11 protein-coding genes are annotated in these 20,759 nt (G+C 44.4%); 3 read left to right on the top strand and 8 right to left on the bottom strand.

Annotation, left to right across the window (positions count from 1 at the left end):
- Positions 1–2: 2 nt before the first annotated feature.
- From DW862_RS16450 to DW862_RS16440, 3 genes are read right to left on the bottom strand one after another with little or no spacing between them, the layout of a single operon-like run.
- Positions 3–1,472, bottom strand: coding sequence for an ATP-binding cassette domain-containing protein (locus DW862_RS16450; protein WP_120069410.1), 1,470 nt, complete (start codon positions 1,470–1,472; stop codon positions 3–5).
- 17 nt (positions 1,473–1,489) lie between these two features.
- On the bottom strand, positions 1,490–2,401 hold the full coding sequence (locus DW862_RS16445) for an HlyD family secretion protein (RefSeq protein ID WP_120069462.1): 912 nt from the start codon (positions 2,399–2,401) through the stop codon (positions 1,490–1,492).
- Positions 2,402–2,417: 16 nt separating this feature from the next.
- Positions 2,418–3,677, bottom strand: coding sequence for a TolC family protein (locus tag DW862_RS16440; protein WP_120069467.1), 1,260 nt, complete (start codon positions 3,675–3,677; stop codon positions 2,418–2,420).
- Between the two features lie 161 nt (positions 3,678–3,838).
- Here DW862_RS16440 and DW862_RS16435 point away from each other — a divergent pair, with 161 nt between their 5' ends.
- Positions 3,839–4,735, top strand: a complete 897-nt coding sequence (locus DW862_RS16435; protein ID WP_120069465.1) for a helix-turn-helix domain-containing protein — start codon at positions 3,839–3,841, stop codon at positions 4,733–4,735.
- 3 nt (positions 4,736–4,738) lie between these two features.
- Here DW862_RS16435 and DW862_RS16430 read toward each other — a convergent pair whose 3' ends face one another.
- The 5 genes from DW862_RS16430 to glmS form a co-directional block, all read right to left on the bottom strand.
- Positions 4,739–5,785: a mannose-1-phosphate guanylyltransferase gene (locus DW862_RS16430; protein ID WP_087317760.1), complete on the bottom strand. Its 1,047-nt coding sequence runs from the start codon at positions 5,783–5,785 to the stop codon at positions 4,739–4,741.
- 204 nt (positions 5,786–5,989) lie between these two features.
- Positions 5,990–9,217: a carbamoyl-phosphate synthase (glutamine-hydrolyzing) large subunit gene (gene carB, locus DW862_RS16425; protein ID WP_120069459.1), complete on the bottom strand. Its 3,228-nt coding sequence runs from the start codon at positions 9,215–9,217 to the stop codon at positions 5,990–5,992.
- Positions 9,218–9,290: 73 nt separating this feature from the next.
- On the bottom strand, positions 9,291–10,439 hold the full coding sequence (gene carA, locus DW862_RS16420; protein WP_120069406.1) for a glutamine-hydrolyzing carbamoyl-phosphate synthase small subunit: 1,149 nt from the start codon (positions 10,437–10,439) through the stop codon (positions 9,291–9,293).
- A gap of 27 nt (positions 10,440–10,466) precedes the next feature.
- Positions 10,467–12,350, bottom strand: a complete 1,884-nt coding sequence (locus DW862_RS16415; protein WP_120069402.1) for an amidophosphoribosyltransferase — start codon at positions 12,348–12,350, stop codon at positions 10,467–10,469.
- A 132-nt stretch (positions 12,351–12,482) separates the two neighbouring features.
- Positions 12,483–14,327: a glutamine--fructose-6-phosphate transaminase (isomerizing) gene (glmS, locus tag DW862_RS16410; RefSeq protein ID WP_120069398.1), complete on the bottom strand. Its 1,845-nt coding sequence runs from the start codon at positions 14,325–14,327 to the stop codon at positions 12,483–12,485.
- 362 nt (positions 14,328–14,689) lie between these two features.
- On the opposite strand from glmS, the gene gltB reads away from it, so the two are divergent.
- Both gltB and DW862_RS16400 read left to right on the top strand, forming a co-directional pair.
- Positions 14,690–19,294 (top strand): glutamate synthase large subunit, encoded by a 4,605-nt coding sequence (gene gltB, locus DW862_RS16405; RefSeq protein ID WP_120069395.1) that lies wholly within the window; start codon positions 14,690–14,692, stop codon positions 19,292–19,294.
- Positions 19,295–19,415: 121 nt separating this feature from the next.
- Positions 19,416–20,756 carry a glutamate synthase subunit beta gene (locus tag DW862_RS16400; protein WP_120069392.1) on the top strand — a complete coding sequence of 447 codons (1,341 nt, stop codon included), beginning with the start codon at positions 19,416–19,418 and terminating at the stop codon, positions 20,754–20,756.
- Positions 20,757–20,759: the final 3 nt, after the last annotated feature.

Below are 20,759 nucleotides of genomic sequence, written 5' to 3'. Positions count from 1 at the left end.
AATCAATCTGCTTTGCGCACCGCACCGCGGGCTAATTGCTGAAAAACATCATCCATCGTTTCCGCACCGAATTGCTGCTTCAGACGGGCAGGTGTATCAAGAGCTTTAATCTGACCGTCCACCATGATAGATATCCGGTTACAATACTCCGCTTCATCCATATAATGGGTAGTGACAAATATGGTGATTCCCTGGTCGGCTGCCTGATAAATCAATTCCCAGAACTGCCTTCTCGTAGCGGGATCTACTCCACCCGTCGGCTCATCCAGAAAAACAATTCTCGGCTCGTGGAAGATTGAAACTGAAAAAGCTAATTTCTGTTTCCACCCCACCGGAAGACTCTTCACCAGAGTATCCCGCTCGGCAGCAAGCCCCAGGCGATCCAACAATTCTTCTGTCTTCCGCTCTATTTCTTGCTCTTTCATCCCATAAATCCCGGCAAACAGACGAATATTCTCCCACACTTTCAGGTCTTCATATAACGAAAACTTTTGGCTCATATAGCCGATATGCTTCTTTACTTGTTCAGCTTCCCGGAAAATATCATATCCTGCCACCTTTCCGATGCCTGATGTCGGTTTACTTAATCCGCAAAGCATGCGCATGGCCGTAGTCTTTCCGGCTCCATTAGCACCCAGAAAGCCAAATATCTCTCCCCGGTTCACCTGAAAGGAGATATGATCTACCGCTGTAAAATTGCCAAAACACTTTGTCAGCTGCTCCACTTCAATGACCGGAGCGGTTTCATGCCTCACCTCCTCCCGTTCCAAAGAAGGAGGACAAAGGATGGATGCAAATTGCTGAAGAATACGCTCGGGGGTATCAATGCCATGAATCTTTCCATGATTGATAAAAGCAATCCGGTCACATTGCCGGGCTTCATCCATGATGGGAGTAGAAACAACAATGGTAATACCCTGTTCCCGCAAGTTACGAAGCATTTGCCAAAATTCCTTGCGCGACACAGGATCCACTCCGGTAGTGGGTTCATCCAGAAATAAAATATCCGGTTTATGGATCAAAGCACAACTCAATGCCAGTTTCTGCTTCATACCACCCGACAAAGCCCCTGCCCTTCTTTTCCTGAACGGTTCTATCTGCTGATAGATATCTTTAATTAAATCATAGTTCTCCTGAACAGTTGTATGGAATACGGTAGCGAAAAACTCTAGATTCTCCTCTACTGAAAGATCCTGGTAAAGTGAAAAACGACCGGGCATATATCCAACCTTCGTACGAATCTGTTTATATTCTGTTGCCACATCCAGTCCGCCAATCGTGGCCGTTCCCTTATCTGCCAGCAGCAAAGTAGTCAGAATACGGAATAAGGTACTCTTACCGGCACCGTCAGGACCTATCAGCCCAAAGATCTCTCCCCGTTCTACCACAAAAGAAACCTCTTTCAGCGCTTCCACCGTTCCATAGCTCTTGCCGACTTCTTTCACAACCACTATGGGTACATCCTTCTCCATTTCCCTGACTTTAATTTTTAATCTTCATTCTTTAATTTTACTCCGCCATACATACCAATCTTCAACGCTCCGTCATTCTTCACCGCAATCTTCACTGCATATACCAGATTAGCACGTTCATTCTTCGTCAGAATTGTTTTTGGAGTGAATTCCGAACGATCGGAAATCCAGGTCACTTCCCCCGGATAAGCTTTCTGCTCCGAGTTGCCATAGTCAGCATACACAGTCACTTGATCTCCCAGTTTCACTTGCGACAACTGTTCGGAAGTGATGTAAGCCCTCAAATACATACGATCCACTTCGCCCACCTTAAATAAAGGCTTGCCGATAGCCGCCAATTCACCGGCTTCCGCATATTTAGCCAATACTATACCTGCGATAGGTGACTGAACATGACATTTAGCTAACTGATCCTCCACTTGCGCTACCTGTATAGCAACCGAATTGCCTTGTTCTGTAAGGCTATTCGTACTATTACGCAACGATGATTCCTGTGCAACGAGCTGCCGTTCGAGTAATTTGACTTGCGCGTCCCAATCATCCAGTTGCTTCTGATTGGCCGCACCTGCAGCAAGCAAGTTTTCCACCCGTTTCCTCTCACGCTCTGCCGTGACAATTTGCTGTTTGGTAGCGGCAATCTGTTTGGCAAGATCAGGACGCTGGTTTTCTACCGATTTCATACTGGCTTCCAATTGCAGTTTCTTTAAATACAATTGTACCGTATCTACCAACCCGATCTCCTCACCCGCTTTCAGCTTTGTTCCCTCTTCTACTTCCAGTCGTAGCAATTTTCCGGCAGCCTCGGCGGACACTATTACTTCCGTAGCTTCAAATGTACCGGTTGCGTCATAATCTGGTGTTCCATTTCCACAGGCAGATAACATCATCAGCGTTATCCCCCACATTCCTATTTTTGTTATTCTTTTCATATCCGGAGAAGTTATATTAATCATTTATTGTATATTTCAATTGATAAATTCCCATTAACCGTTGAATCTCATGTATGGCTTTCGACTGACGCGCCAAGCTCTCATTAGTCAGTTCACGTAACATTTCAGTCACGGTCAATGTTCCATTTGCCACCTTTGCTTCGGCAGCTTTACGGATATTTGTACGCAACCGGATTATTTCATCATCATCCCGCATTTGCTTCTCCAAAGAATGGATAGCCTGATCCTGCTGCGTCATTTCCAGTCTTGTATTGAAAAGGAATACATCCCGGTTATTATCCAGTTGCTGTCTTTTCTTCTCGATCACCCGACGGTCATTTTTCAAAGTATACAGACTACCAAAATTCCATGAAAGCCGGACACCTGCCATATAATAAGGAGAAAATTCATTCTTCAGCATATCCAATCCGGGATTTCCGTATGCCCCCTGCACAAACAGTCCGAACTGCGGAAGATGACGCACATTCAAAGCCTTCTCCTGCACTTGCAGTCCGGCTCCCTGTGCATCAAACAAAGCCAACTCCGGCCGACGAATCTCACTGACAGCTGAAACCATACTTTGAGGTACAGGTTTCTCCAGTACCGTCTCCGGAGACAGTGCTTCTCCTACCAACAGCGAAAGCATTTTCAAATAAGCTGCACGTGATGATACTAAATCCACTCTTTTCTGTTTTGTATTCAGCTGCTCCACTTTCACTGCATCCAAATCAGCTTGATTGGCTATTCCATTTTCCACATAAGCAGTAATCTGACGATAATTTCTCTCTAGCTCATCTTGTAACAATGTATTCTGTTTGATTTGCTCGTCCAGCAGGAGAATTCCAAAATAAAGATCATTCACGCGGTCATTCAGCGCATACATATCTACATTCAGTTTTTCTTTCTCCACTTCAGCCTCTGCAATCGTCTGCTTCTTCTGCATACGGATTCCTCCCCCGTCCCATATCTTCTGTTGCAACTCCAACATGACCTGATATTGGTCTTTGGGCAATCCTTTTAAATCTACTCCGGGAAGTTTTACCGGAATTTCTGTGACATCACTTTGATAAGAGGCCTTAGCCGAAAGAGCAAATTGAGGTAAATATCCCTTGGCTGCATTTTCCAGATTATATTCCTTTGTCTTCTCCACTAAACCATACTGATGTACCAGCGGATAATTGTCCTGCGTCTTCCGCTGACATTCTTCCAATGTAATCTGCGCATACGCTCCTGCTACATACAGTAAAAAGGAGAAACTGAAAATCATTCTTTTCATATCCATTATTTCTTTGGTTTCTTCGAAAGACAAAGATAGGGATTTCAAAGATACTGGTCATTTCCAAGAGTTGGTAAATGTGTTCCATTAGTTCGATAAAACAGAAAAAAGCAAATAAGTATGCCGCATTTTATTACCTTTGCCGGAAAAGAGAAAAGAAAATGGGACAAAAAGAACCGATAGAGTTAGCACTTAAATTATTAGACAATCTTAAAATTGTCCGGCATAACGAGCATCGTTATATATCTTCTGATTTCGGATTCGTCAATAGCTTTGTAAAGATGGAAACGACTCTTTTCTCACTCGGTCAACCGTATCGTATTAAAGAAGGGCGTATCGCATTCGTCAACCAAGGCTCTGCCCGAATTCTCATTAATCTGATCGAATATACCATCCAACCGGGATACATCGCAGTGATCGCTCCTAACTCCATTATTCAAATCACAGAGGTGTCTCCTGATTTTGATATGCAAATGATAGCAGCCGACCACAATTTCCTTCCTATATCCGGGAAAGACGATTTTTTCTCTTACCTTCTCCATCATCAGAAAAACATCATATTGTTACTATCTCCACAAGAACAGCAACAAATGGAACATTATTTCACCTTGATATGGGGAGTATTGCAGGAACCGCCATTCCGCAAAGAAGCTATACAACATCTTTTGGCCAGCCTCATCTATTATTTAGAATATATCGCTCAAAACAGTATTGAACTGAATTCTGCCCAGTTGACAAGACAGGAAGAGATTTTCCAACGTTTCATCTCTCTTGTCAATGTATACAGCAAGAAAGAACGTAACGTAAATTTCTATGCAGATAAGCTATGCCTCACTCCACGTTATCTGAATACTGTTATCCGACAGGCCAGTCAACAAACAGTAATGGACTGGATAAACCAGTCCATTATACTAGAAGCAAAAGTATTGCTAAAACATAGCAATCTGCTCGTTTATCAAGTTTCTGATGAATTAAATTTCCCTAATCCTTCTTTTTTCTCGAAGTTCTTTAAACGAATGACAGGAATGACACCACATGAATATCAACAAACGAAATAATCTTTATTTCGAGAACTCTTTAATCCGTTGTTCCTCTTCCAGTTTACAAATCAGTAATGTATTATCTTTCTCTGCGATGATATATCCATCCAGTCCTTGAACAACAACTCGTTTTTCTTCGCTGGCATGCACAATACAGTTCTTACTGTCATACAAACGTATATCGGTTCCTACCGTAGCATTTCCCGATTTATCCTGTGGTAAAAGACCGCGAAGTGCTCCCCATGTGCCTAAATCCGACCAGCCGAAAGAAGCCGGTAACACGTAAATTGCCTCCGCTTTTTCCATCACCGCATAGTCGATAGAAATACTATCGCAAGTCGGGAACAACTTTTTGATTGTTTCATTTTCTTTTTCCGTATAGAAATCCGGGAAAATACGGTCAAAAATCTGTGCGATACCCGGAGCATATACACGCATCACGGAAGTGATAGTACGCACGTTCCACACAAAGATTCCCGCATTCCAGAAGAAATTACCTTCCGCCAAATACTTTTCAGCTGTCTCTTTATCGGGTTTTTCCTTGAATGCGTCTACTGTATAAATTTCTTTGTCTGTTTGAAGCTGGTTGGCAGCAGCAATATATCCGTAGCCTGTCTCCGGACGAGTCGGTCGAATACCTATTGTGACAATAGCACTGCTATCATCCGTAAAACGAAGTGCTTTCTCCATCACTCTACGGAACTCGCCCGTATCGATGACTAATGCATCCGAAGGAGTTACTACAATGTTAGCATGGGGATGCTTCTTTTTGATTTTCCAGCAAGCAAACGCGATACAAGGCGCAGTATTTCGTGCACAGGGTTCCGCTAAAATATTACTTTCCGGAATTTCCGGCAACTGCTCCCGAACAATATCAATGTATTTTTCAGAAGTTACCACCCACATATTTTCCCTGGGGCAAACACCATCAAAACGGTCTGCCGTCAATTGAATCAGTGACCGGCCACATCCCATTACATCAATAAATTGTTTAGGACATTCCGGAGTGCTCATCGGCCAGAAACGGCTCCCTATGCCACCAGCCATTATTACAACATGATTATCCATACCTATCATCCTCCTGTAAGAAAAATATTATTTAAATAAGCGCGCAAGTTACATTAAAATGTCCAAAACAGCAAATAAAGACCAAGAGTATTTAATTTTCCAACAGAATAATCGAATAATTGTATTTCTACAATAATAGACAAAGGCCGCTCTCGAATAACAGGAACGACCTTTGTCTTTTCATTTCAATAGAATATAATCATCTTATTTATATTCTGCCCAGCTCTTGATAGCTATATCATCCACACTCATTGTACAGAAAGCATTGATAAATGCACTAGCCAGACGAGCGTTCGTAATCAATGGTACATTCAAATCAATGGCAGCGCGACGGATTTTATACCCATTACTTAATTCTCCGGCAGTCAAGTTCTTCGGTATATTAACTACCATATCTATTTCCTTGCTATGAAGCATCTCCAACGCCTGCGGATGCCCCTCTTCACTCGGCCAATAAACATGAGTACTCTCAATACCGCTCTCGGCAAGCGCTTTATGTGTACCGCCCGTCGCAAAGAGTTTATATCCCTTATTCACCAACATACGGGCTGCATCCATCATATCCGCTTTTTGCTTCATGGTACCCGTGGAAAGCAAGATATTCTTCTTCGGAATACGATAGCCTACAGAAAGCATTGCTTTCAATACAGCACAAGAAGTATCCATACCAATACAACCTACTTCACCGGTGGAAGCCATATCTACTCCCAACACCGGGTCGGCTTTCTGCAAACGGTTGAAAGAGAACTGTGAAGCTTTGATTCCCACATAGTCCAATTCGAAAAGATTCTTTTCCGGTTTTTCGACAGGCAGGCCAAGCATAACTTTGGTTGCCAGTTCAATAAAGTTGATCTTCAGTACCTTGCTGACAAATGGGAAAGAACGACTGGCACGCAAGTTACATTCAATCACCTTGATATCATTGTCTTTTGCCAAATACTGAATATTAAACGGACCGGAGATATTCAAAGCCTTGGCAATCTCACGGCTGATACGTTTGATACGACGAACAGTTTCTACATATAGCTTCTGTGGCGGGAACTGAATAGTCGCGTCACCGGAGTGTACTCCTGCAAATTCGATATGCTCACTAATAGCGTATGCCACAATTTCGCCATTCTGCGCCACGGCATCCATTTCCACTTCCTTGGCATGTTCAATAAACTGACTTACTACTACCGGATGTTTTTTCGAGACATTGGCTGCCAGTTTCAGGAAACGTTCCAGTTCTTCCTGATTGGAACAAACATTCATTGCAGCTCCCGAAAGCACGTATGACGGACGGACAAGTACAGGAAAACCTACTTCTTCAACAAACTCCTGAATGTCATCCATAGATGTTAATTCACGCCAACGGGGCTGATCCACACCGATACGGTCGAGCATGGCAGAGAATTTCTCACGGTCTTCAGCGTTGTCAATGCTCTTGGCACTTGTGCCAAGGATATTGATATGCTGTGCATCCAGACGCAAAGCAAGATTATTTGGAATCTGACCACCGGTAGATACAATTACACCATGCGGATTCTCCAGTTCCAGAATATCCATCACACGTTCGAAAGTCAATTCATCGAAGTACAAGCGATCGCACATATCGTAGTCCGTAGATACGGTTTCAGGATTATAGTTAATCATCACGCTGCGCCATCCTTCTTTACGAATAGTATTTAAAGCCTGCACACCGCACCAGTCAAATTCTACGGAAGAGCCGATACGATAAGCGCCAGACCCTAATACGACAATGGATTTATGGTCGCCCAAGTAATGAACATCATTTGCCACACCGCTATAAGTAAGATACAGATAATTGGTTTGTGCCGGATATTCGGCTGCCAAAGTATCGATCTGCTTCACTACCGGAAGAATACCCGCCTCTTTACGATGTTTGCGGACATAAAGAATACCATCCTCCATATCACCTTCGTAGCCGATGGCACGTGCAACCTGGAAATCAGAGAAACCTTGAACCTTGGCTTTACGAAGCAGTTCGTTTGGCAGATCGGCAATCTGTTTGTGATTATTTCCCCAGCTATGCAGTTCTTCGGAAGTCTGCATGATATTCATCAATTTCTGAAGGAACCATTTATCAATCTTAGTCAGTTCGTGTACCTGATCGATGGTGTAGCCGGCACGAAAAGCCTTCGAGATAACAAAAATACGTTTATCAGTCGGTTCGCGCAAAGCCTTGTCGATGTCAGAAATAACTAGCTCCTTGTTTTCTACAAATCCGTGCATTCCCTGTCCGATCATGCGGAGCCCTTTCTGGATAGCTTCTTCAAAAGTACGACCGATAGCCATCACCTCACCGACAGATTTCATAGAAGATCCCAATTCTTTATCTACACCGTGGAATTTACCCAAATCCCAACGTGGAATCTTACATACAACATAATCCAGTGCCGGTTCGAAGAAAGCAGAAGTAGTCTTTGTTACAGAGTTCTTCAGGTCGAAGAGTCCATAACCCAGTCCCAATTTGGCCGCAACGAAAGCCAGCGGATAACCCGTTGCCTTAGATGCCAAAGCCGATGAACGGGAAAGACGGGCATTTACTTCAATCACCCGATAATCTTCGGATTCGGGGTCGAAGGCATATTGTACATTACATTCGCCCACAATACCGATGTGGCGGATGATACGTATTGCCAGTTCCCGAAGTTTATGATATTCTTTGTTCGTAAGCGTTTGTGACGGAGCAATAACGATAGATTCACCGGTATGAATACCCAGCGGGTCGAAGTTTTCCATATTACAAACGGTGATACAGTTGTCGAAACGGTCACGTACCACTTCATATTCCACTTCTTTCCAACCACGAAGAGATTTTTCCACCAATACCTGCGGAGAGAAAGAGAACGCTTTTTCTACAAGAATATCCAGCTGCTCTTCGTTATCACAGAAACCGGAGCCCAAGCCACCCAAAGCGTAAGCAGCACGAACAATTACGGGATACCCCAGTTCTTTTGCTGCGTGACGCGCATCTTCCGCATTTTCTACGGCTTCACTCTTAATGGTCTTTACATTGATTTCATTCAATTTCTGAACGAAAAGTTCACGATCCTCGGTATCCATAATGGCTTGTACCGGAGTACCAAGAACTTTTACATTATATTTTTCAAGAATACCTTCCTTATACAATGCCACTCCACAGTTCAAGGCTGTCTGACCACCGAACGCCAGCATAATACCTTCCGGTTTTTCTTTCTGAATCACTTTCTCTACGAAATACGGAGTCACCGGAAGGAAGTAGATTTGATCCGCCACTCCTTCGGACGTCTGTACCGTAGCAATATTAGGATTGATAAGAATCGTTTCAATGCCTTCTTCTTTCAAGGCTTTGAGTGCCTGCGAACCGGAATAGTCAAACTCACCGGCCTCACCGATCTTCAGGGCACCGGAACCCAACAGCAATACTTTCTTTATATTTTCTTTCATTGATTCTACTTTCTGGTTCACCACAGATTACACAGATTAACACAGATTTTTTATAATCCGTGATGAATATGGGTTATAATAGTTTTACAAATTCGTCGAACAGGAATTCCGTATCCGTAGGTCCACTCGCTGCTTCCGGATGGAATTGTGCAGAAAACCAAGGGTTTCTTTTATGCTTGATTCCTTCGTTAGAGCCATCATTCATATTAATAAATAACGGTTCCCAATCTGCACTCAACGTATTATTGTCTACGGCATAACCGTGATTTTGCGAGGTGATGAAGCAACGTTCAGTGCCTACCATACGCACCGGTTGGTTGTGGCTACGGTGACCGTATTTCAATTTATAAATCTTGGCTCCTCCCGCTTTCGAAAGCAGTTGGTTACCCATGCAGATTCCGAAAATAGGCAGTTTCTCATTTGCCATCGCCTTGCGGATATTCTGCACCGCAGCATCACAGGTATCCGGATCCCCCGGTCCGTTAGAAATAAACAGTCCGTCAAATTCGAGTCCGTTATAATCATAATCCCAAGGTACACGGATCACCTCTACATTACGTTTCAGCAGACAACGAATGATATTAGTCTTCACACCGCAATCTACCAGGACGACCTTTTTAAGTTGTGAGTTAAAACCTGAAAGTTGAGAGTTGAGTTGCTCAATAGGAGTCGTTAATGGGAAAGAATGAGAGGTTCCGTCGGGAAGATAAGAAATTATTTCCTTACAACTTACCCTGTCCACATAATTAATATCTTCATAACTCTCAACTCTCAACTCTCCATTCTCAACTTCTTCAAATACTATTTTCCCCATCATTACTCCATGTTCACGAAGCACTTTAGTCAGCTCGCGCGTATCAATGCCTGTAATGCCGGGAACTTGCTCCCGTTTCAACCAGTCACCGAGGCTCTCCACAGCGTTCCAATGGCTGTATTCATAAGAATAGTCACTTACGATAATCGCTTCCGCGTGGATCTTTTCACTTTCCATGAAAGTGGCAAGTCCATTCGGCTCGATAGTAAAAGGAGGAACACCGTAGTTACCTACCAAAGGATAGGTAAGCGTCATCAACTGTCCGGCGTATGAAGGGTCAGTGAGGCTCTCCGGGTATCCGGTCATGGCAGTATTAAACACTACTTCGCCCGCCACCGGCTTCTCGTAGCCAAACGACTTACCGGAAAACCGGCTCCCGTCGTCAAGGATTAATGTCACATTTCTCATTCTTATTATTGAATCGTTGTATGGTTGTTAGAATTGATACATTTGTTCTATATAGTCGATGAACGCCCGGTTCACCATTTTCACACCACCCGGTGTAGGGTAGTTACCGCTAAAATACCAGTCGCCTTTATGATGCGGACAAGCCTCGTGCAATCCCTCCAACGGTTGATAGACGATTTCCACTTTCGCCTTGGTTCCCTTGGGTGTCAGCAGTTCTACCATTTTGGCAGAGATTTCCTCATCAGTGAACGGAGCATAAATGTCTTTCACATAGTTTACCATCTGCTCTTTCGGCAGTCCTACCTGCTCTTTCGATTTACGGTAGGCGGCCGCAATTACATCTTTCATATCCCGTTCCTTTAAAAGTTCGACAGCAGCCCTGAAGGCGATAAACTCGCTCATCTTTGCCATATCAATACCGTAATAGTCAGGATAACGCACCTGCGGAGAAGAAGATACAATGACAATCTTCTTCGGACCGAGACGGTCGAGAATACCGATAATACTTTGTTTCAGCGTAGTGCCACGCACAATGCTGTCATCGATAATCACCAGATTATCAACACCGGGTACAAGACTTCCGTATGTAATATCATACACATGGGCAGCCAAATCATTACGACTGTTTCCTTCGGCGATGAACGTACGGAGCTTAATATCCTTGATTGCCACCTTTTCGCTGCGAATACGACGGGAAAGAATAACTTCCAATTCCTCCATATTCGGGTTATGCCCCAATGCAGCGATCTGCTGCACTTTCTCCTCATTCAAGTAATCATCCAGTCCCTGCAACATTCCATAGAAAGCAACCTCCGCAGTGTTGGGAATAAAAGAGAAGACCGTATGATCGATATCATTATTGATTGCTTTCAATATTCTCGGAACCAACTTTTCGCCCAGCCGTTTCCTTTCTTTATAAATATCGACGTCACTGCCACGGGAAAAATAGATACGTTCGAAGGAACAAGCCTGATTTTCGCGCGGCTTATTGATTTGCGAAGTACGTATCTTACCTTCTTTGCTAATCAACAATGCCTGCCCCGGTTGCAGTTCCTTGATTTCCTCAAACGGAACATTCAAAGCTGTCTGGATAACCGGACGTTCGGAAGCAAGAACAGCAATCTCGTCATCCTGATACCAAAATGCAGGCCGGATGCCCCACGGGTCACGGATAGCGAAAGATTCACCGCTTCCGGTCAATCCACAAATAACATACCCCCCATCCCATTCGCGACTGGAAGTACGCAGTACGTTTGCCAAATCAATATATTCTTCTATATAATGCGTGATGCCCATGCCCGTAAGCCCTTCGGCTTCGGCAAGATTGAATACACGCTCCACTTCACGGTCAAGACGGTGTCCCACCTGTTCCAACATGATATATGTATCGGCATATTTACGCGGATGCTGGCCAATGGCAGTGATACGGGCAAATATTTCGTCCACATTCGTCATATTGAAGTTTCCGCAAAGAGCGAGATTCTTGGCACGCCAGTTATTTCTTCTTAAAAATGGATGCACGTATGAGATTCCGGATTTTCCCGTAGTGGAATAACGAAGATGCCCCATATATACTTCCCCGGCAAAAGGCAGGACTCGTTTGGCATACGCAGCATCATGCAACTGTTCGGGAGTGAGCTCCTTAAAATTGTTTTGAACATTTTCAAAGATCTCCGTAATAGCTCCGGAGCCTAAAGCACGTTCACGAAACATATATTCTTCACCCGGATTTGCTTCCAGTTTCACACATGCCAGTCCCGCACCTTCCTGTCCACGGTTATGTTGTTTCTCCATTAACAGGTAGAGCTTATTAAGACCGTACATCCATGTTCCGTACTTTTTCTCGTAATACTCCAACGGTTTAAGCAAGCGTATCATGGCAACGCCACATTCATGTTTCAATTGTTCCATCTATACTATTTACGATTTGACGATTTACTATTTACGATTTAAATTACCACCTGCCAATCAAACAACTTACTATCTATCATTGATTCTTCAATCGTAAATAGTAAATAGTAAATTGTCTAATTGTAAATCACATTACTCCACCGTTACCGACTTCGCCAGATTTCTCGGCTGGTCTACATCCATCCCCTTACATACCGCAATGTGATAAGCAAGAAGTTGGAGAGGTACCGTAGTAATTAACGGATCGAGACACTCTATTGTTTCAGGAAGTTCGATACTACAATCGGCAATCTTGCTGATAACCGTATCTCCCTTCGTAACGAACGCAATCACTTTTCCCTTCCTCGCCTTGATCTCCTGAATATTACTTAGCACTTTTTCGTACAGTCCATTCTGCGTAGCAATCACCACTACCGGCATTTCCGCGTCAATCAAGGCAATCGGTCCGTGCTTCATCTCGGCAGCCGGATAACCTTCGGCGTGAATATACGATATTTCTTTCAATTTCAATGCACCTTCCAAGGCAACAGGATAACTATATCCGCGTCCCAGGTAAATAAAGTTATGCGCATACGTGAAAGTTTTCGATAACTCCGCCAGGGTATCATTCAGTTTCAGCACTTCTTTCATCTTCTCCGGAATATGATTTAATTCCTGTACTATTGAAAGATAATGCCGTTCGTCAATTGTTCCTTTCGCTTTGGCAAGCGTCAATGCCAGCATTGCCAACACAGTGACTTGTCCGGTAAACGCTTTGGTGGAAGCGACTCCGATTTCCGGACCTACGTGGATATACGAACCGGTGTGAGTGGCACGGGGAATAGAAGACCCGATAGCATTGCAAATACCATATATAAATGCTCCGCGGCTTTTTGCCAATTCCACAGCAGCCAAAGTATCCGCAGTCTCACCGCTTTGGGAGATTGCTATCACTACATCCTGCTCGTCAATCACCGGATCACGGTAACGGAATTCGGAAGCATACTCCACTTCCACCGGTATGCGGCAGAAACTTTCAATCAGGTGTTTTCCAATCAGTCCGGCATGCCAGGAAGTTCCGCAGGCAACGATAATAAACCGCTTGGCGTTCAGCAGCTTTTCCCGATGATCGATCACAGCGGAAAGTACCACATTGTCTGCTTCCACATTGATACGTCCGCGCATACAATCATGAATACAATCGGGCTGTTCGAAGATCTCTTTCAACATAAAATGCGGATATCCCCCTTTTTCCAGCTGGCCGAGATTAAGCTCCACCTTTTTAATTTCAGGTGTCATTTCAACATTACTCAAGTTGACCACCTTCAATTCTTTTCCCAGATGGAGAACAGCAATTTCTCCGTCTTCCAGATAAACCACCTTATCTGTATATTCTACAATCGGAGTGGCATCCGAAGCAAGGAAGAACTCGTCCGCTCCAATCCCCACTACCAGCGGGCTACTCTTACGGGCAGCAATAATCTCATTGGGATGCTCTTTATCAAGAATCGCAATCGCATAGGCACCAATCACTTCTCCCAACGCCAATTGAACGGCTGTCAGCAAACTGACTTGATTAGTGACTTTCATGTATTCTATTAATTGAACAAGGACTTCGGTATCTGTACTACTTTTAAAAATATAGCCTTTGGCTTGAAGTTTTTCTTTGAGAACGGCGTAGTTTTCGATAATACCGTTATGAATGAGAGCGAGCTTTTCGGAAGAAGAGTAATGAGGGTGGGCGTTAGCGGAACAAGGTTCCCCGTGAGTAGCCCAACGAGTATGGGCAATTCCGATTGTACCGGAAATATCTTTTTGTGTGACGAAATTTTCAAGATCGGAGACTTTTCCTTTCGTCTTATACACATTTAACTGTCGGTCATCACTGATGATTGCTACCCCCGCGCTATCATATCCACGATACTCCAGTCGCTTCAGCCCTTTTATAAGGATAGGGTAGGCTTTTCGTTTACCAATATAGCCTACTATTCCACACATATTATGATATTTTTATTTCGACTGCAAATATACACATTACAAATAACATAAAGACAACAAAAAGCATATTTATTTGACAGAAACGCATAAAAAAGTTGTAAACACATCAAAAAGTTAAATAATATATTATTTTTAGCTCAAAAAGAAAAAAATTACAATTAGCTCACCATTCACCCAAAAGAGCTAACAAATTAAAAGTAAATCTCCTTCTTTTAATTACAAATTAGAAGAAGACAGGCTCTTCTTTTAATTTCGCGTTACAGAAAACTTATATTTTACTATCATTTTGAAATTAAACCACTAACTTTGCCTAACAAATTGACAGTTCAATTAGGTATTATCATACAATAAAGCTAGTAAGAATGAAGAAACAAGAACTTTTTAACAACGTAACAGAAGGATCCCCTTACCAACGACAGCCCAAACAGATGGGCTTGTACAATGCGGCATACGAACACGATGCCTGCGGTGTTGGTATGCTGGTAAACATTCATGGAGAAAAGTCACACGACATTGTTGAGTCGGCTTTAAAGGTATTAGAGAACATGCGCCACCGTGGCGCCGAAGGTGCGGATAACAAAACCGGCGACGGTGCAGGTATCATGCTGCAAATTCCGCATGAGTTTATTTTATTGCAAGGTATTCCTGTACCCGAAAAAGGACGGTACGGCACAGGATTGCTATTTTTGCCGAAAAATGAGAAAGACCAGGCAGCCATTTTAAGTATCATTATTGAAGAAATTGAAAAAGAAGGACTCACATTGATGCATCTGCGCAATGTGCCCACCTGCCCTGAAATTCTAGGAGAATCTGCTTTGGCAAACGAACCTGACATCAAGCAGGTGTTTATCACCGGATTTACAGAAACGGAAACGGCCGACCGGAAGTTATATCTGATCCGGAAAAGAATCGAGAATAAGGTCAGACTGTCATCCATTCCGACAAAGGACGATTTTTATGTTGTTTCGCTTTCTACAAAAAACATTATATATAAAGGTATGCTTTCGTCGTTGCAACTGCGCAACTACTATCCGGACCTGACGAATAGCTATTTTACCAGCGGACTGGCACTGGTGCACTCCCGTTTCAGTACCAACACATTCCCTACATGGGGATTGGCACAACCATTCCGCCTTCTGGCACACAACGGTGAAATCAACACGATCCGTGGTAACCGCGGATGGATGGAAGCCCGCGAAAGCGTACTCTCCACTCCTACCTTGGGTGACATAAAAGAACTTCGCCCGATTATACAACCGGGCATGAGCGACAGTGCTTCCCTGGACAATGTACTGGAGTTCCTGGTGATGTCTGGGTTGAGCCTGCCACACGCTATGGCTATGCTCGTGCCGGAATCTTTCAACGAAAAGAATCCCATCAGCGAGGATCTGAAATCATTCTACGAATATCACTCTATCCTGATGGAACCGTGGGACGGACCGGCTGCACTTCTCTTCAGTGACGGACGATTTGCCGGAGGTATGCTCGACCGCAACGGTCTGCGCCCTGCCCGTTATCTGATTACTAAAAACGATATGATGGTAGTGGCTTCGGAAGTCGGTGTGATGGATTTCGAACCGGGAGACATCAAAGAAAAAGGCCGCTTACAGCCCGGTAAGATTTTGCTGGTAGATACAGAAAAAGGTGAAATTTATTATGATGGCGAACTGAAAAAACAGTTGGCTGAAGCCAAACCTTACCGCACCTGGTTGTCTACAAACCGAATCGAACTGGATGAACTGAAGAGCGGACGCAAAGTACCTCATCATGTAGAAAACTACGACTGTATGCTTCGCACTTTCGGCTACTCCAAAGAGGATATCGAAAAACTGATTATGCCGATGGCAAGCACCGGAGCAGAACCGATCCATTCAATGGGTAATGATACTCCGTTAGCTGTACTTTCGGATAAGCCGCAATTGCTTTACAACTATTTCCGGCAGCAATTTGCACAAGTGACCAATCCTCCCATCGACCCGCTCCGCGAAGAACTGGTAATGTCATTGACAGAATACATCGGGGCAGTCGGCATGAATATCCTGACACCCAGTGAGAGTCATTGCAAAATGGTCCGCCTCAATCATCCGATTTTGAGCAACACACAACTGGATATTCTTTGTAATATCCGCTATAAAGGTTTCAAAACAGTCAAACTGCCCATGTTATTTGAAGCAGCGAAAGGGAAAGCCGGATTGCAGGAGGCACTGAACAGCCTCTGTAAAATGGCGGAAGAATCTGTGACGGAAGGCGTAAACTACATTGTCCTGACCGACCGTGACGTGGATATTACCCATGCCGCTATTCCTTCATTGCTGGCGGTAAGCGCCGTTCATCACCACCTGATTTCAGTTGGTAAACGTGTACAAACAGCATTGATTGTAGAAAGCGGTGAAATACGTGAGGTGATGCACGCTGCGTTATTACTGGGTTTCGGAGCAAGTGCCCTGAATCCTTACATGGCATTCGCCGTTCTCGACCGCTTGGTTAAAGACAGGGATATTCAGTTGGATTATGCCACTGCTGAAAAGAATTATATCAAATCCATCTGCAAAGGCTTGTTTAAAATCATGAGTAAAATGGGGATCTCTACCATCCGCTCTTATCGTGGCGCAAAAATCTTCGAAGCAGTCGGTTTGAGCGAAGAATTGAGTAAGGCCTATTTCGGTGGACTCGGTTCGCCCATCGGAGGAATTCGCTTGGAAGAAATAGCCAGAGATGCCATTGCTTTCCACAAGGAAGGAGTGGGAGAAGTTGAGAATGGAGAGTTGAGAGTGGAGAGTGAGGCTCCGCATGGCAACTCTCAACTCTCAACTCTCCATTCTCAACTTCTTACCGGTTTGTATGCTTTCCGTAAAGACGGAGAAGAGCATGCATGGAATCCGGAAACAATCAGTACGCTGCAATTGGCTACACGGATGGGGAGTTATAAGAAGTTTAAAGAATATACTCATTTGGTAGACGAAAAAGAGAAGCCTATTTTCCTTCGTGACTTTCTGGGATTCCGTCGTAATTCGATTTCGATCGATCAGGTAGAACCGGTGGAAAACATTCTGCATCGTTTCGTCACGGGGGCCATGTCTTTTGGTTCTATCAGCAAAGAGGCTCATGAGGCAATGGCTATTGCCATGAATAAAATTCACGGACGCAGTAATACCGGTGAAGGTGGCGAGGACGCTGCCCGTTTCCAACCGCTGCCCGACGGCAGTTCCTTACGAAGTGCAATCAAGCAGGTAGCTTCCGGACGTTTCGGTGTAACAGCAGAATATCTGGTTAATGCGGACGAAATTCAGATTAAGATAGCACAGGGGGCAAAGCCGGGTGAAGGCGGACAACTTCCGGGATTTAAAGTGAATGATGTGATTGCAAAAACACGCCATTCCATTCCGGGAATTTCACTGATTTCTCCCCCACCTCATCATGATATTTATTCGATTGAGGATTTGGCACAATTAATCTTCGATCTGAAAAATGTAAATCCACAGGCCAAAATCAGTGTGAAACTGGTAGCAGAAAGCGGTGTCGGTACAATTGCCGCCGGGGTGGCAAAAGCAAAGGCGGACCTGATTGTCATCTCCGGTGCTGAAGGGGGAACAGGTGCTTCTCCGGCTTCTTCTATCCGTTATGCGGGCATCTCACCGGAATTGGGATTGAGCGAGACACAACAAACATTGGTTTTGAACGGACTTCGTGGGCAAGTAGTTCTGCAAGCCGACGGACAACTGAAAACCGGACGTGACATCATCTTAATGGCGCTAATGGGTGCCGAAGAATATGGCTTCGCCACCTCGGCATTGATTGTATTAGGGTGTGTAATGATGCGCAAATGCCATCAGAATACTTGTCCGGTGGGAGTTGCCACACAGAATGAGGAATTACGTAAACGCTTTCATGGGCGTAGTGAATATTTGGTAAATTTCTTCACATTCCTGGCACAGGAGGTCCGCGAGCATTTGGCCGAAATGGGATTCACCAGAATGGATGATATTATCGGGCGCACAGACTTGATCGAACGCAAATCCGTTGCCAACGACCCGAATCCGAAACATGCGTTAATCGACTTCACCAAATTGCTGGCACGCATTGATAACAACGCGGCTATTCGCCATGTCATCGATCAGGATCATGGTGTTTCTACTGTAAAGGATGTAACCCTCATTGATGCGGCACAGGAAGCTATTGAACATGAGAAAGAGATTTCTTTAGAATATACGATTGCCAATACAGACCGTGCAATAGGTGCCATGCTCTCCGGAGTGATTGCCAAGAAATACGGTGCCAAAGGATTGCCGGAACATACGCTGAATGTGAAGTTCAAAGGCTCGGCAGGTCAGTCTTTCGGGGCTTTTCTCGTACCGGGAGTTAATTTTAAACTGGAAGGTGAAGCGAACGATTATCTGGGTAAAGGATTGAGCGGCGGACGCATCTCCGTATTGCCCCCTATCCGCAGCAACTTCGAAGCCGAAAAGAATACAATTGCTGGTAATACCTTGCTTTATGGAGCAACAAGCGGTGAAGTATATATCAACGGTCGTGTAGGAGAACGTTTCGCAGTTCGTAACTCCGGTGCAGTTGCCGTAGTGGAAGGTGTGGGCGACCATTGTTGCGAATACATGACAGGAGGTCGTGTGGTAGTCCTCGGACAAACCGGACGTAACTTTGCAGCCGGTATGAGTGGCGGTGTGGCTTATGTATGGAACAAGGATGGCAACTTCGATTATTTCTGCAACATGGAAATGGTGGAACTGTCACTCATCGAAGAAGCCAGCTACCGGAAGGAGCTACACGAACTAATCCGCCAACATTATCTGTACACAGGCTCAAAACTAGCCCGTACCATGCTTGACAACTGGAATCATTATGCAGAACAGTTCATCCAAGTAGTACCCATCGAATACAAAAAAGTATTGCAGGAGGAACAGATGAGAAAATTACAACAAAAAATTGCAGACATGCAAAGAGACTATTAGATTTACAAATTGACTATTTACAATTTACTATTTGAATGTATAGTCTGTAAATAGTCAAATAGCAAATGACAAGATAGTCTAAAAATAGTAAATAGTAAATCGTCAAATAGTAAATAACAAGATGGGAGATCCTAAAGCATTTCTAAATATACCTCGACAAGAGGCGGGATACCGCCCTGTAAACGAGCGAATCGCTGACTATAGTCAGGTAGAACAGACTTTGAATACAAACAGCCGTAAATTGCAGGCGTCACGCTGTATGGATTGCGGCGTACCTTTCTGTCATTGGGCATGCCCGATAGGAAATAAACAACCGGAATGGCAGGATGCATTATACAGGGGAAAATGGAAGGAGGCATACGAAGTATTGTCGTCTACTTGCGATTTTCCGGAATTTACGGGACGTATTTGTCCTGCTCTTTGCGAGAAATCGTGTGTGTTGAAACTTTCCTGCGATCAACCGGTAACTATTCGCGAGAATGAGGCAGCTATCGTGGAAGCGGCTTTTCGTGAAGGATATATACAGGTAAAGACGCCGAGAAGAAACGGAAAGAAAGTGGCGGTGATTGGTGCGGGTCCTGCCGGATTGGTGGTGGCTAATCAGCTGAATTTAAAAGGATATAGCGTTACTTTATTCGATAAGGATGAAGCGCCCGGAGGGTTATTACGGTTCGGTATTCCTAATTTCAAACTGGATAAGAATGTAATTGACCGACGGATGAAGATATTGGCTGCAGAAGGAATACTGTTTGAAATGGGAGTAGAAATAGACGTCAATCATTTGCCGGAAGGATTCGACGCTTACTGCATCTGTACCGGAACGCCGACTGCACGTGATTTGAGTATTACGGGACGTGAACTGAAAGGCATCCATTTCGCACTTGAAATGCTGGCACAGCAGAACAGGATTCTGGCAGGACAGACTTTCCCAAAAGATAAATTGGTGAATGCCAAAGGCAAAAAAGTACTTGTGATAGGTGGCGGAGATACCGGTTCCGACTGCATCGGAACCAGTGTGAGACAGGGAGCCGTCAGTGTCACTCAAATCGAAATCATGCCGAAACCTCCTGTCGGCTACAATCCGGCTACTCCTTGGCCACAATGGCCGGCAGTCTTCAAAACGACTTCCAGCCATGAAGAAGGTTGTACACGCCGCTGGTGCCTGGCTTCCAATCAGTTCCTCGGAAAGAATGGAAAAGTGACAGGTGTAGAAGTGGAAGAAGTGGAATGGATTCCGGCAGCAGATGGCGGACGTCCCACGATGAAACCAACAGGGAAGAAGGAAGTCATCGAAGCTGATATGGTATTATTGGCGATGGGATTCCTGAAACCGGAGCAACCGAAATTTGCAAAGAATGTATTCCTAGCCGGTGATGCCGAGACTGGCGCCAGCCTGGTGGTACGCGCCATGGCGGGAGGACGAAAGGCTGCTGCGGAAATAGATGCTTATCTAATACAATAAGTT

The organism is Bacteroides sp. AM37-9, from assembly GCF_003603455.1.
Classification (GTDB): Bacteria; Bacteroidota; Bacteroidia; order Bacteroidales; family Bacteroidaceae; genus Bacteroides; species Bacteroides xylanisolvens.
The sequence above is the reverse complement of the archived record's forward strand: the minus strand, read 5'-3'. Positions and strand labels throughout refer to the sequence as shown.

Coding starts and splice junctions, on each gene's coding strand:
- DW862_RS16450 (WP_120069410.1), bottom strand. CDS start 1,472: ATGGAGAAGGATGTACCCATAGTGGTTGTGAAAGAAGTCGGCAAGAGC.
- DW862_RS16445 (WP_120069462.1), bottom strand. CDS start 2,401: ATGAAAAGAATAACAAAAATAGGAATGTGGGGGATAACGCTGATGATG.
- DW862_RS16440 (WP_120069467.1), bottom strand. CDS start 3,677: ATGAAAAGAATGATTTTCAGTTTCTCCTTTTTACTGTATGTAGCAGGA.
- DW862_RS16435 (WP_120069465.1), top strand. CDS start 3,839: ATGGGACAAAAAGAACCGATAGAGTTAGCACTTAAATTATTAGACAAT.
- DW862_RS16430 (WP_087317760.1), bottom strand. CDS start 5,785: ATGGATAATCATGTTGTAATAATGGCTGGTGGCATAGGGAGCCGTTTC.
- carB (WP_120069459.1), bottom strand. CDS start 9,217: ATGAAAGAAAATATAAAGAAAGTATTGCTGTTGGGTTCCGGTGCCCTG.
- carA (WP_120069406.1), bottom strand. CDS start 10,439: ATGAGAAATGTGACATTAATCCTTGACGACGGGAGCCGGTTTTCCGGT.
- DW862_RS16415 (WP_120069402.1), bottom strand. CDS start 12,350: ATGGAACAATTGAAACATGAATGTGGCGTTGCCATGATACGCTTGCTT.
- glmS (WP_120069398.1), bottom strand. CDS start 14,327: ATGTGTGGAATAGTAGGCTATATTGGTAAACGAAAAGCCTACCCTATC.
- gltB (WP_120069395.1), top strand. CDS start 14,690: ATGAAGAAACAAGAACTTTTTAACAACGTAACAGAAGGATCCCCTTAC.
- DW862_RS16400 (WP_120069392.1), top strand. CDS start 19,416: ATGGGAGATCCTAAAGCATTTCTAAATATACCTCGACAAGAGGCGGGA.